Source organism: Janthinobacterium sp. LPB2021202312-11-4 (assembly GCF_037049705.1).
GTDB lineage: Bacteria > Pseudomonadota > Gammaproteobacteria > Pseudomonadales > Pseudomonadaceae > Aquipseudomonas.
Genome location: NZ_JBAGKV010000059.1, coordinates 1 through 12795, shown reverse-complemented (window position 1 = coordinate 12795; position 12795 = coordinate 1). Strand labels below are relative to the sequence as shown.

Below are 12795 nucleotides of genomic sequence, written 5' to 3'. Positions count from 1 at the left end.
CGTAGTGATTATCCTGCTGTCCTGGAACGTAGTTGTCACCAGTGCTCAACTGATCACCTCATTTCCCCGTAGTGTGCTCAATATGATTTCGCTCAGCGAACCGGGCCTCAATCCTTACGAGAACTCGATGCAGGGGATTATGGGAGGGCTTTCTATGAGCACCCGGCAGATTCTGACGGGATCTATAAGCCGGGCGATCACCCCATTCCGACCGCCACAGCCCCCGCAGGGCGGCGGCGCCTAATACCGCACTTTATGTGTCGGCGAGTCTTCCGGTCTGGATGCTCGCCGATCGTATATGCGCTTGGTGCTGATATTGGCATGTCCAGCCACTGCTGGACTTTGGCGATATCGACCTAATGCTCCAGGGCATTGGTCGCGGCGGTTGCCCGCAAGCCATGCACGCCCAATTTGGCGGCCTCGATGCCGGCACTTTCCGCGTAACTGCCGCTCCCGATTTGTAGAGCGTCGGTAGCACCTGGTTGTATGAGATCTTTCATGGGATGCCCGGCCCTGCAGGGCGCCCCGCCGCGTGCTCGGCCGCGACCCATTCCCAGTATTCACGGATCGACCTATCAACTTCAGACTCTGGCACCAGGTGCTGCCAGCGCTGTTTCGCGTCCTCCAGTTGGCAGACGTACAGTTGATCTTCAAGCCGTGCGCCGGCCGCGACGAAGCGCCTGCGCGCAGCCGACCAGAAGGGCGCGGACGCCTCGTATTGCTGAATCGGCACGATCGGTAGCTGGTGTTCTCGCCAGAGCTGCCAGAGTACCGAGAGACCAATCCCCCGGCGCTGATGCTCCGACTCAATCTTGATCATGCCGATGTAAAGCCGATCGCGTAGCGGGTTGATGCTGAAATTGACGTACCCCACGCGCTGGCCATCGCACTGGATCGCGGCGACGCCTTTCTGCCCGGGAAACACGAAGGTATCGCGCTCAGCAGGCTGACACTCGGTGAACAGTTGTACCGGGGTCGCTTGCGCATCGAGCCATTTGGCCTGACGACGCTGGAAAAAATCGCGGATCGGCTCGAACTCTTCCATCGAATCCTGCTCCGTAGAAAGCTGACACTGGGCAGCGGTGAGGCGCCGTTCGCCGGCGACCTGCAGGTCGCCGATAGGCATATTCATCAGGTCAGTCATTGTCATCCTCGGCGGCGCACTGGCACACCTCATCGTCTACAAAGGTCATCCAGTTAGTGAAGTCATCACCGATACCGGAGAGGTCCGCGCTCCATTCAACAGGTTCGAAGGGCAGGCCACAGTCCAGGCAGATATTTCGGTCGTACATGTGAAGCTCCAGATTAGATAGAGCCTCGATATTGCTGTCACGACGTGAGCCATGTGAGCCCCACACGAGCACAATTTAGGAAGGAATGCGGCTGACGTATTGCTCGGGCGAGATCCTGTCGCTGCCAAAGGCCTCAACCGCCAAGTGCCACAGTCGCCCTTTGCCCCGGTAGGGGTTGGAGGCGGTCACCCGGCCGGCAGTGATACCTGCTTTTTCTCGGTAAACGACGAAATCATCCTCGTGAATTTCCCGGGCCGGACGCCGCTCGACGGTGAAGCGGTTGCCAGCCTTGTCGGCCATGTCGATGTACACCGATTGTTTGCAAGTGCGGCAGGTCCAAGTGCGGGAGTCGAGGTCGGTAGGGTGGTCCGGGTAATCATCACCAGTGGGGCAGGCTTGGTGCTGATCGAATACTGTCTCGACGCGAAAAGTCATAGGAGCCCTCCAAGGCTAATTATGGTGATAACGGTTTTTATCGTTAGTTTAACTTCGACTTGTTTCCTTCGAGCCGATTTGAATTTCACTCTTGCAAATTGCATTTGAAAATGCAATTATAGATTCACAAAGCATGTTGCGTATGGCAATGTGCACGCATCTCGAAACGCAAGGAGTCCCGCATGGATATTTCACTGACACTGCCCAATGACGTTAGCGCCTGGGCAAAACTGCAGGCTGATGTGTCGGCTGCGATCATCGAGGTACTACAGACTCATGTCGCCGCGCACAGTACGCCGGCCATGAAAGCCGAAGTCGCGCTGCGCGAAAAGGCTGCGATGTTGCCTGAAGATATGGAGTTCGAAATTCCGCAGATCCTGGGGCCAGCGATCTGGAGCACGCTGGATCGCTCGAGCATCGTCAAGTTCGGGAAGAAGGTTAAAGCTGCGCCAGAGTCCTTTGGGCTGAGCTACGTTCGGACCACCACATCACGGCACGCGGTGTATAAAAAATTCACCATGGTGCTTGGTTTGAAGCCGCCCGTACGTTTCTAAACACGAAAAAAGCCCGCAAATGCGGGCTTTTTTGCGCCCGCCAGATGACGCACAGGGGATGCAAACCCCGTCCGGGGAAAGTGTTTTTTTGGGGCCACAATGGGTTTCACTCAATGACGAGGTAAACGCTATGAAAATTGTGGTTCGTGAAGACGGGAAAACCTATGAGAGGCATGAGCGCATCAGAGAAATGGCTTATTACACGCCCTGGGGTAGGGAAACTCAGGTAGAAACAATTGTTGAGTACCGGGAATGTGATCCTGGTTCCAGCGGAGGGCCCGACCAAAAATCCGAAAGGAGAAACTCAAAGGGTTGAGCCCGCATAAGACCATGGATCGTTCTGTTCTTAGGAAACAGGGGACCACTCTGAGGCATGCCGAAAAATAATTTGGTTGTTGCTTGAAAGGAGCAAGTCGGTCGTTATGGTAACTGTCGTCATCAACCACCGTGAGTACGACAGATGCAAAAGTTTGACCTCCGTTCCTGGTGCCTGGGTATCTTCCATGGCGTCCTGATCAAAGTGCTGGCCGGTATTATTCTGCTCTACTGGCCTGCTCATGAAACACCGGTCAGCCCGCCGTGTACTGCTCCAGCACTGATTGAAGTGACCGTCCAAATGGGCTGTATCTGATCGGGAACATTCCTGGGGCCAATAGGCCCACAGGAAAATCTATAGCCCGCCGCGTGTGGGCTTTGACAGCACCTGAATGCGAATTTCGCATCCGTGAAAACTGACAAGGAAATCGGTATGACTCTGTTGCAAGAAGCTCCACAGGACATCGTTGACACTTTTCTGCCGACGATTTTTGAGAATGATGCCAAGGGTATTTTGGCTGATTTGTTAAAGGCATCGGGTTGGGGGGGGGATCTATGCACCGTGCATAGGTCTCGAATGAGTTCTTACGTACCGATATGCTCCGTACCTATCCATACACTGAATTTCCCCGTCTCGACTCTACACAGTGCGGCTGATCAAGAGCTAAAGGTCATGAATTCTATATTCAGCCGGCTTCGTGCGCAGCACGCCAACACCACCATCCAATCTGCATTTCCGTGTGGTCACTCGTGAGCATGGTGTCGATGCGAACCTGGTCTTTCGCACGCGGTATCAGTATCGAGAACGTGTATTCGGTCTTTTTAGCTTGGACGCACGGGGTGTTCGCCACCAAAGTGGTAATTTGTCTGGCTACCGCATTTGAGTGATTGGCAATTGACTGAAATTAAGAATTTGCTTGAGTTAGACGTTTCCGCCCAGATGTCCTCCGCCTCTAAAAGGCTGTGTGACCTGAAATTGTGGTTAGACCTGAAGTCTCGCTACGGTATTTATCAATCGCTTCAAAATGACTTAATGGATGCCTACAACACTTGCTCATTCTTCGGATCTAGCTACCTCAGTTATCTAGTACCGTTCATTCGCTGGAACGATGAGCCCATTCAGGAATTTGAAGCGTACGTTGACCCTCGAAGCGTCGTAGGTGCTTGCATCAATGGAAAGCCTGATGATCTCGATGAGGCTGAGGCAACCAAGCGGATTGAGAGATACTCGGCCTTCACTACGAGCAACCGCGCGTTGTACTGTTGGTATAAACCGCTGGGAATCCTTGTGGCTCATGAGGGAAAGCATCGGGTTGCATTGATGCGAAAGCATGGAAATAAACCGATCGCTGCTGTCGTCACTGAAAAGAGTTACCCGGCCGCCGAGAGAATTCAGCTGATCAAACCATCCACTAAATGCGGCGAATGGTTTGCACTATTGGATGGGAGATACCTGCAGATGCTCCCGCGACCTCACCTCACCTGTGAATATCTAACCGCATACGGGGTGCAAACGTTCGAGTGGCGCACGCTTACGGATCTCCCACCCGAGGATCTGATTCGAAAGGTCGTTTACGAGCGAGGGTTGCACAAGCGCCCTGATAGCAACGCTGAGTCTGCGCGCACGCTCGATCTCGATGATCTACGTGCTCAATTATCTGCGTTGCACACCACCAGCGAAGCGGTTTCGCCACGGGAGTTGAGTATTCTTGGGTTGGATGGCTACCGCTTTGATTATAGAAAGTTCGTCATATGGCCAGCCGTTTGCCTTCTGCTTGGTACGATCACGAACTTCTTCCAATCCCAAGTGTTTCAACTGGCTTCTTGCCTCCTGTTAGGAGCCAGCATGGCGTTTGTGGCCGCGCCGCTCATCATGAAGTGGAAAGGCTAGTTGCCAACAACGCTTACTTGGAGGTAACGACGGGACTGTCCAGCGCTAAATCGAAAGAGGACGACCGCCAAGCTGACAAGCTTGCTCTGGCATAGTGATATCGGTGAATCTACTGCCAGTCATAATCAGCACAGAAGCAACCTCTGACCTTGAAGCATGAATCACCATCAGATTTGGTGGCGACCGGGCTCAAACGCATTACGTAATCACTTCCCTCTGTTACTGCTGCACATGGATGACCCACCCTCGTTGATTCTAGGGTGTTCACAAGCCAAGTGATCTCCCTCGGAGTGCTTGGATCACTTGTCCAAATATCGAAAGCACGGAGCACACGGATGTACCTGTCTGCACTCAAGATCAAGAACTTCCGACAGTTTGGCAGTACCGAACCAGGCTTTCTTATCCAGTTTAATCAGGGCGTTACAGCTCTGGTAGGTGAGAACGACTCAGGTAAAACTGCGGTCATTGATGCCATTCGTTACGTGCTGCAAACACGCGACTCAGAGTTCATGCGTTTACAGCCTGAGGACTTCTATATTTCGGCCGAAGGGGATCAGGCGACCGAGATCGTTATAGCCTGTAAATTTTCGGGCTTGTCGGAGGCTGACAAGGGCGCATTCGCGGAGTATCTGACCTACAAAAAAGGTGAGGTCTTCCTTTACGTCTACTGGAGCGCTCGCCGGCTCAATGATTCCCCGACAGCACGCCGATGGGTAGACATCACTGTTCGCACGGGCCGGTCGGGCGAAGGGCCAATATTAGACACTGGCGCTCGGCAATTACTGGCTACCGCCTACTTACGTCCTCTTCGCGATGCTGAGCGGGAGATGTCGCCGGGGCGTGGTTCTCGGCTATCTCAAGTGCTGAGTAACTTTCCGAATATCAAGGTCGGTGTTCCCTTCGATTCTGAGTTGCCGCCTGGAACCTGTGAGCAGGTAGAAGCACTGAACCTGGCGGGTATGGCTGAGTATTTGCGCCACTTGGTGAATTTGCATCCTGGTATCGGTAATGCACAGGACGCCATTAACAAGGACTATCTCGAGCCCTTGTCATTAGCTGGAGAGGCACTTCACGGCAGTATCAGTTTTGCCGAAGGTGGAACAGAGGCGGCACGATTGCGGCAAATCCTGGAGCGTTTGGAACTGGGGCTTCTCGAAGAAGCAACGGGACAGTCACGTGGCACTTACGGCTTGGGCTCTAACAATGTGTTGTTCATGGCGTGCGAACTATTGCTGCTGGGAAAGGAACCAGACGGCTTGCCACTGCTGTTGATTGAGGAGCCTGAAGCGCATCTACATCCTCAAAGGCAACTTCGTCTCATGGAGTTTCTAGAGGCAGCTGCCATACCAGAGCCAGAGACGGATCGACGCCCGGTGCAGGTTATTCTCACAACTCACAGCCCCAACCTGAGTTCGAAAATCCCCCTGACCAATCTTGTCTTGATGCATCGTCAACGAGCCTATTCATTGGCTGAGACTCATACTGAACTGAGTTCTGATGACTATCGTTTTCTTGATCGGTTTCTCGACGTAAGCAAGGCAAATCTGTTCTTTGCACGTGGGTTGATTATTGTCGAGGGGGATGGCGAAGCGATCTTGATCCCTGCCTTGGCCCGGCTTATCGGGAAAGATTTGACGAAGCACGGCGTCTCTATCATTAACGTGGGCGGCACGGGCCTTCGGAGGTATGCGCGAATTCTGCAGCGTAAGGAGCCTGGTAAGGGCGAGCTACAGATTCCCACTGCATGCTTGGCTGATATGGATGTTATGCCTGACTGCGCGCCTGAAATTTTGGGGCTAGTTGACGATGATGATGACAAGGTGTGGAAGAGCTCCAAGCGTCGGTGGAAGGCAAAGAGAGATTTTGGCGGGACGCAGGCGGATCAAAACGCTCGGTTGCTTGAACGTCGTAACTCGTTAATGGCTGGGGACGCGCAGTGTGTCAAAACGTTCGTCGCAAACGAGTGGACGTTGGAGTACGACCTGGCTTACGCCGGCCTTGCGAAGCAGGTTTATGTTGCGGCAACGCTCGCGGCCAGCGAGAAGGCCATGGATAAAGGCAAGAGGACACGGGACACAGTCATCAACGACGCTGTTAACGCTTACTCGCAGATCGAGAGTGATAGCCAGTCTAACGAGCACCTGTGCTCGCAGATTTACGAAATCTTCAGTAATCGAGCATCTAAAGCGATCGCTGCCCAGCACCTTATCGATGTTTTGATAGATGAGATAAGGGGAGGAGATTTGAATTCTGCGCTGCTTAGGCAATCACTCCCCTCATATATCATTGGTGCAATCGATTATGCCACCACGCCGATCGAGGATCTTCCTGACGACTTCGGTGATTTGGTATGAGTGCGTTTCGTGATTTGGTCGAGCCCATTACTGATGATGACATTGAGTGGGTCAGTGGGCTCATGGAACTTCGAGATCTTGATCAGCCCCGACGCGACTTCCTGACGTCACTTGAAACTCTGGACGTTTCTGCCTGCCCTGGTAGCGGTAAGACAACTCTCGTCGTCGCGAAACTTGCGATTCTTGCACGTAAGTGGAAGTGCAGGACGAGAGGTATTTGTGTTCTGTCGCATACCAATGTTGCCCGTGAAGAAATTGAACACCGGCTTGGCGGCACTGAGGTCGGTCAAAGGCTTCTCAACTATCCTCATTTTATCGACACCCTTCATGGTTTTGTGAACAAATTTCTTGCGTCACCATGGCTTCGTTCTGCTGGACACCCAGTTACCGCGATTGATGATGAGCTGACCATTCGAGCTCGCCAACGAGCGATTCATGGCTGGCAATATCGAGGTATTAATACGTTTTTGGAAAGAAGGGGTAAAAGCCTCGAAAAATTGCGTATCGCCTCGGCAGATTTCGACAAGCCATTGGGCAAAGATTTTCCCAGCGGCCCACATACTGACACCTACAAAAATGCCTCTACCGCTTTGGGTAATGCTGCAAAGGAGGGGTATTTTTGTTATGACGAAATTTTTGTGTTGGGCGAGGCGCTTATGAGCGAGCAGCCGGGGCTGCCGGCAGTGCTTCAACAGCGATTTCCATGTGTGCTAATCGATGAGATGCAGGACACTTCGGAAACGCAGAATGAGTTTTTAAGACGCCTGTTCCCTCGGGATAATCCAGAGTTGTGTGTATTGCGAGTGGGCGATCCCAACCAAGCGATTTTTGAAGGCGACCTGCAAGACATCGCCGATGGGTTTCCTGATGTCACGCGATACGTGGGCATTGCGAACAGCTTTCGGTTCGATCCGTCGATCGCGAGGCTTGCCAATCCGTTTGCAGTCACCCCCATTCTTCCTGAGGGACTTCAAGGGATTCGAAGTCTTGCCATTGAAGAGAAGCCTCTGCCTCACACGATCTTCGTATTCCCTGATCATGATGCTAGCCCAGTGTTGGATGCTTACGGTCAACTGGTCTTAAAGCATCTTCCGGCAGAGGTACGCCTGAAGTCGTCTATCACCGCCATTGGTGCAGTTCACAAGCACTGGGATCTTCAAGGACTTGACCCCAAGCATTACCCCAAAACGGTGTGTCATTACTGGGAGGGGTATGAACCTGGCGCCCATCGAACGAGCTACCGACCTTCCTCGCTCATCGAGTACATCCATATAGCTCGGAACCGTGTGACGCTTGACGCCACCACGCATGTCGCAGTCGAGAGTATCGCTTCTGGAATAATACACTTGGCAAATCTCCTCTCGCCTGCAGCACCTTTGAGAGCTCGAAGTCGGCAGCATTTGCAGATCGAGAGCCTGCTTCATGATTCACCCGAAATGATGGCGGTCTATCGCGGCTTATTGTCGCGCATGCTTTTCAATCATAAGTCGATTGGTCAGGTGGAGTGGACCGGCCTAAAACCAAGTATCAAAAGACTGGGCGCCGCTTTGGTAGGAGGGACTTGCCTGGGCAATGCCGATGATTATCTCGCCTGGAGTGATGCTGTCGTCTTACATGGCACTGTTGAGGGTTCGATTGAATCCGCATTACCGAATCACTATCGTTGTACACACGGCGGCGCGACCGTGGATATAAAACTCAGTTCGATTCACGTTGCTAAGGGACAAACGCACGGTGCTACGCTCGTGCTGGAAACCTTTAAATCTACCCATTTCTTGAACAAGCTGATGCCGTGGCTGCTGGGGAAAAACACTAACGGTGCGGTATCTAAGTCTGATGCCGAAACGGAGCGACTTATGGCGATGTATGTAGCCGTAACTCGCCCTACCCACCTTCTGTGCCTGGCCATGCGGAACAGTTCGCTGGGCACTGGAAAAAAATATCAAGCTAATCAAGACGTACTCAGGGAACGGGGGTGGCAGATTCAGCATTTAGGTACACAACGATAGTAAGCGTTAGCAGCCAAAATAGATGGCAGGGAAGAAATATGACTACTCCGCGGATGCACCATTATGTACCTGAGACATACCAGTACGGGTTCCTAACTCCGGATAATAAAACAATTGCGTTTTATGATATGCGAACCGGAAATTCGAATAAAACAAACCCATTAAATCTAGTTAAAGAGAGGGATCTTTATACAATGGACGTACCGCCCGAGGGTAGGAAGGCGACGTTCATTGAGAATCCTATTCTGTCGTATGTTGACGGTACGTATGCTCGACTACTTGAGAGAGTTATCGAAAAGAATATTTCTGATGAGGTTCGTCAGGAGCTATCGGTGTTTCTTGGGTATTTGCGTAGTAGAACTCCAAGTTATTTCAAGGCCATTGAGGGAATGAGTAGGGATTATCTCGCCAAGGAAATTTATGAGGGCATCATTAAAGATCCTTTAAAGCTTAAGGAAGCTTTAGACGCAGATTTCGATGTGAGCTCAGTTGAAGCGTTCACAGCGCAGGCTGAGAAATTACTATCAATTGAAAAAGATGGGGTTTTAAGCATTTTTCTGGGTGTGGCCGAAAGCACTGCAAAACTAATATTCGAATCAGGGTGGGAAGTATTAATTGCCAGTTCAGGTGCGTTTATCACCTCTGATCATCCATTCTGTCCTATTGAAGATGAGTATGTGTTTGTTGGTCAAGGTAGGAGGGAGACGAAGCGATATTTCATGGTTCCGCTTTCGTCTAAACTTGCTCTCAGAATAAGTGGATCTCACCAAGGGGTAAATTTCACTAATTTGTCGATGGAAGAGGTTGCAGAAATAAATGAGGCGGTTGCGTACTGTGCGGATAGATGGTTGCTTGGTGAGTCTGAGGAAAGCCTGAAGGCTGCTCATCAAAAAGCAGTTAAATTACGAAATGCCGAGGATAAAATGTCTCGAGCAATCAAAGTTATCGAAGCTATGACCGGTCGCCCACAGGCGAGAGGTGAAAACGGGTAATAAGTAGTCCAAGTAGGTCTGGCCTGGACTGGATTGGATTCTGTGCAATACATGGGCGCACCGTTAAGAACGACAAGCCGAGTTAGGATATTAAAATCTCATATCTAGCTCGGTTTGCCAAATTCCATTATGCTAAGAAGTTTCTTTCGGGCTAGTGCGATTTTTCTTTTAGTAGAGATGGTAAGGTGCCTCGGAAATATTCATTGATAAGGTCTTCTCGAGGCGCTGGAATAGAGATAAACGGTTTGTCTTTTAGTGCTCCGGGTGGAGCAAAAAATACAGCTGCTGCAGATCCACGAGATTCGAATAGTTCAAGTTGCAATAAGAATGACCTGAATACGTATTGTGGCATGCCTCTCACACACCATTTTTTAGGGTCTAGATCCCCTTCCTTGAAAGCTCTTTCTGCGTGATTTTTCGAATAAAAAAGTGGCATGATTGGTTTGTTTGTTACAGGATGGATATGGGCATAAAAACTACCGGTAACTGCACCGTTGCGAAGCTCCATTATGGTCCAGAAAGGCTCGCCAACTGTAGTTTCATCAGGCAGGGCAACGGATTTTAAGCGCTGTGCTAAAAGCTCGTTAAGCCTTGGGAGGTCATCGATAGTTAGTAATAAAACATCGTTATCTTCTGCAATTTCAACTGCAAGTTTTTGGTATCCCATTCTGGATATCATGACCTTCTGAATGTTTCCGGCGTGTGTCAGTTTTCCAAAAAATTTGGCCACTTGACCATTGTCTATCGGTCGTCCGTGGTCTTTGCATTCTATTGCTACCTTATGCGTTATGCCGGCTTTTTCAAATTGATAATACACGTCGACTTGGTGCGAGCGACCAAGTTTGTCTACTATTTGAACGTTTTGACCTACTACAATTCCCTCATCCTTCATGTTTAATAGGAATGAGTAGACTTGTTGTACGTGTTTCTCTAGTGCTAGTCCTGTATTCATATTGTTTGGCTTCGTGCTGTAGGTTTCATAGGGGGCAAGAGAGGTGGGAATTAGATTCGCTTTCGTGTTAGCAAAATTACTTTGCTCTTATCCCATGTTTTTTTCGAATGTAAACAGTCTAAGTATTGAGCCCACAGGTCCAGTGCCACCTGTTTCTCTGTCAAGTAACTGTATCGGTCGTAATGCACCGACTGCACATCGTTGCGACCGTGAGATAGAATCCAACTGCGAATCTCTTTGGTAATTCCCAAGGACGCCATCAGCGTTTCAGCGCTTACGCGCACGTTCGCATAGCTGAAGTATCGCGTTTTACCGGCCCCACTCAGAGCTTTTCCAGCATCGCTGAATCGCTTGCCTGCGGTGTCTGGACGAATGCAGCGTCGGCCAATACAGAACGGGCCCGGCCCGATCTTGCTCTCAAACAAAGGCTTTAAGATTTCTTTAATTCGATCAGTAAGTGGCAGCAAGTGATCCCATGCTTGAGTCTTTTGTCCTTTCCCGTCGGTAAGGTGCAGAAGGTCATCGGACGTATCCTCCCAGGTCACGCGGAGCAATTGCTCCATTCGTTGGCCACCCAGGTAGATTAAACCTTTGCAGATCGCCGTCTCTCGGGGAGGTAGGGTATCTAAGTAACGTAAAAGCTCACCAAGCTCTTCTGGCGTCAGGGATTCGGTCTGACCGCCGCGTGTATTCGCAAGGGTGGGGACCTTGGTAGCCGGGTTGACGCCAATATCAAAGATCTTCGACTCGCTAACATCGCGATCCAATGAAAGGTGTGCCTTGCCACCGTAGCTGAACGCAGCTTTTAGATAGCGATGGACACTGGCTGCCGTCGATCGCATATCTGTATTGGCCGTTTTCGCTTTATTCCCAATGCCACGGCCTTTCGGCTTGCGGGCGAGCAGGGCGCTCATTACTAAATGAATGTCTTCGCCGGTGATGGACTTTGCCGGACGGATCATCAGATCGGGGTGATGCTCAATCACATGCGTCTGAAACAGGCGCTCGACTTCTTTTGCCTTGATCTTGCCGCGAGCGGTCAGATCTTTGACATATGCATTTAGTAGTTCTTCGAAACTACCTTGTCGGGTCGCAAGCTGCTGCGCGAGCACTACGGCTTGTCGTTGTGTTTTCTCTGCGGCGGCTCTGGCCGCCAAGTGCACCTTAATGTCGCCGTGCTCGGAAGCAATCAATGCCATCTCTGCCGCTTTGTCGCGTAGCTCAGACAGCGTCAGTCCCGGCGCTCTGGCGCTCAAGCGATACTGGCCCAGAGATATCATCGTGTCCTTTGCGTTGAGCCGATAGCGGAAGTAAGCGCTGATCGCACCACTTTGGCTGCGCTTGAACAAAAGGCTACCTCGGGAGCGGCCAGGCAAGCTTTCCGTCAACTTGGATGCTAGCGGCATGCCCTTGAGCTTTTGATCGTTCACGCTTTTGTCAGCAGTGTTGGTGGCCAATTCTAGTCCCCACTTCGGTCCCCACTTCTCATGATGCAGAACGCTACAAGGAGAAACCTCAAGACACAAGCAGAATAGGTAGGCCCTTTAAAAACAGAGGTTTGTGGTGTTTCAGGAAGCGAGCGGAATCAAGCTGACTCAACAAAGCATATGCCTCCTAAGGGGAAGGTTGGCAGTTCGAACCTGCCCTGGGACACCACCTCCTCAAAATCCATTCGTTTAATCCGTTCTCCCTTCCTTCTGTATCATTCGTTTTTCTGGTGGCTGCGCTGCTGGATGCTCGTGCGCGCGTTAGTAGGGGTCCGCGTGCTGTCCTTCAGTTGATGAGAGCTTGGAGTAAGCAGTCTCGCCTGGCTGGATGATGCTAGGAGGATCTTTCTATATAGAGGGAGGGCTCGCTCTTCTATATAGGAGGGCTGCGCCGGTGTTTTCCGGGTTTCTGCAAGTTATTGATAGAAAAGCCAAATCAGCGCTTGACGGCAGATCCTGGAAGTCTATAATTCGCCCCACTTCCGGCGCAGTCGAAACGGAAAACTCCTTGGTA

13 protein-coding genes are annotated in these 12795 nt (G+C 51.2%); 7 read left to right on the top strand and 6 right to left on the bottom strand.

Annotated elements, in window-relative coordinates:
- On the top strand, positions 1–244 hold a 244-nt coding region (locus V5E99_RS30520; protein WP_499806209.1), incomplete at its 5' end, for a hypothetical protein.
- Positions 245–356: 112 nt separating this feature from the next.
- Here the strand turns inward: V5E99_RS30520 and V5E99_RS30515 are convergent.
- The 4 genes from V5E99_RS30515 to V5E99_RS30500 all read right to left on the bottom strand — a co-directional run bounded on the left by V5E99_RS30515 (position 357) and on the right by V5E99_RS30500 (position 1727).
- The gene (locus V5E99_RS30515) at positions 357–500 is read right to left on the bottom strand and encodes a hypothetical protein (protein WP_499806208.1); all 144 of its coding nucleotides are present in this window, start codon (positions 498–500) and stop codon (positions 357–359) included.
- Entirely contained in the window at positions 497–1144 is a 648-nt protein-coding gene (locus tag V5E99_RS30510; protein ID WP_499806207.1) for a GNAT family N-acetyltransferase, read from the bottom strand. The genes V5E99_RS30515 and V5E99_RS30510 overlap by 4 nt, the downstream gene beginning before the upstream one ends.
- Positions 1137–1292 carry a hypothetical protein gene (locus tag V5E99_RS30505; protein WP_499806206.1) on the bottom strand — a complete coding sequence of 52 codons (156 nt, stop codon included), beginning with the start codon at positions 1290–1292 and terminating at the stop codon, positions 1137–1139. The genes V5E99_RS30510 and V5E99_RS30505 overlap by 8 nt, the downstream gene beginning before the upstream one ends.
- A 75-nt stretch (positions 1293–1367) precedes the next feature.
- The gene (locus V5E99_RS30500; protein ID WP_486964883.1) at positions 1368–1727 is read right to left on the bottom strand and encodes a hypothetical protein; all 360 of its coding nucleotides are present in this window, start codon (positions 1725–1727) and stop codon (positions 1368–1370) included.
- A 182-nt stretch (positions 1728–1909) separates the two neighbouring features.
- On the opposite strand from V5E99_RS30500, the gene V5E99_RS30495 reads away from it, so the two are divergent.
- From V5E99_RS30495 to V5E99_RS30470, 6 genes are all read left to right on the top strand, one after another.
- Positions 1910–2281, top strand: a complete 372-nt coding sequence (locus tag V5E99_RS30495; protein ID WP_486964882.1) for a hypothetical protein — start codon at positions 1910–1912, stop codon at positions 2279–2281.
- Between the two features lie 460 nt (positions 2282–2741).
- Positions 2742–2912 carry a hypothetical protein gene (locus tag V5E99_RS30490; protein WP_486964881.1) on the top strand — a complete coding sequence of 57 codons (171 nt, stop codon included), beginning with the start codon at positions 2742–2744 and terminating at the stop codon, positions 2910–2912.
- 579 nt (positions 2913–3491) lie between these two features.
- A complete protein-coding gene (locus V5E99_RS30485) occupies positions 3492–4487 on the top strand; it encodes a hypothetical protein (RefSeq protein WP_499806205.1) in 996 nt (331 codons plus the stop codon).
- A 335-nt stretch (positions 4488–4822) separates the two neighbouring features.
- Positions 4823–6841 (top strand): ATP-dependent nuclease, encoded by a 2019-nt coding sequence (locus tag V5E99_RS30480; protein WP_499806204.1) that lies wholly within the window; start codon positions 4823–4825, stop codon positions 6839–6841.
- The gene (locus V5E99_RS30475; RefSeq protein ID WP_499806203.1) at positions 6838–8850 is read left to right on the top strand and encodes a UvrD-helicase domain-containing protein; all 2013 of its coding nucleotides are present in this window, start codon (positions 6838–6840) and stop codon (positions 8848–8850) included. Before V5E99_RS30480 ends, V5E99_RS30475 begins: the two co-directional genes overlap by 4 nt.
- 38 nt (positions 8851–8888) lie before the next feature.
- Entirely contained in the window at positions 8889–9842 is a 954-nt protein-coding gene (locus tag V5E99_RS30470; protein ID WP_499806202.1) for a DUF4238 domain-containing protein, read from the top strand.
- 151 nt (positions 9843–9993) lie between these two features.
- Here the strand turns inward: V5E99_RS30470 and V5E99_RS30465 are convergent, their stop codons facing one another.
- Both V5E99_RS30465 and V5E99_RS30460 read right to left on the bottom strand, forming a co-directional pair.
- On the bottom strand, positions 9994–10794 hold the full coding sequence (locus tag V5E99_RS30465; protein WP_499806201.1) for a restriction endonuclease: 801 nt from the start codon (positions 10792–10794) through the stop codon (positions 9994–9996).
- A 50-nt stretch (positions 10795–10844) separates the two neighbouring features.
- Positions 10845–12251 carry a tyrosine-type recombinase/integrase gene (locus V5E99_RS30460; protein WP_499806200.1) on the bottom strand — a complete coding sequence of 469 codons (1407 nt, stop codon included), beginning with the start codon at positions 12249–12251 and terminating at the stop codon, positions 10845–10847.
- Positions 12252–12795: the final 544 nt, after the last annotated feature.

Bases quoted from the DNA above. Each gene is read 5' to 3' on its own strand.
- V5E99_RS30515 (WP_499806208.1), bottom strand. From the start codon at position 500: ATGAAAGATCTCATACAACCAGGTGCTACCGACGCTCTACAAATCGGG.
- V5E99_RS30510 (WP_499806207.1), bottom strand. From the start codon at position 1,144: ATGACTGACCTGATGAATATGCCTATCGGCGACCTGCAGGTCGCCGGC.
- V5E99_RS30505 (WP_499806206.1), bottom strand. From the start codon at position 1,292: ATGTACGACCGAAATATCTGCCTGGACTGTGGCCTGCCCTTCGAACCT.
- V5E99_RS30500 (WP_486964883.1), bottom strand. From the start codon at position 1,727: ATGACTTTTCGCGTCGAGACAGTATTCGATCAGCACCAAGCCTGCCCC.
- V5E99_RS30495 (WP_486964882.1), top strand. From the start codon at position 1,910: ATGGATATTTCACTGACACTGCCCAATGACGTTAGCGCCTGGGCAAAA.
- V5E99_RS30490 (WP_486964881.1), top strand. From the start codon at position 2,742: ATGCAAAAGTTTGACCTCCGTTCCTGGTGCCTGGGTATCTTCCATGGC.
- V5E99_RS30480 (WP_499806204.1), top strand. From the start codon at position 4,823: ATGTACCTGTCTGCACTCAAGATCAAGAACTTCCGACAGTTTGGCAGT.
- V5E99_RS30475 (WP_499806203.1), top strand. From the start codon at position 6,838: ATGAGTGCGTTTCGTGATTTGGTCGAGCCCATTACTGATGATGACATT.
- V5E99_RS30470 (WP_499806202.1), top strand. From the start codon at position 8,889: ATGACTACTCCGCGGATGCACCATTATGTACCTGAGACATACCAGTAC.
- V5E99_RS30465 (WP_499806201.1), bottom strand. From the start codon at position 10,794: ATGAATACAGGACTAGCACTAGAGAAACACGTACAACAAGTCTACTCA.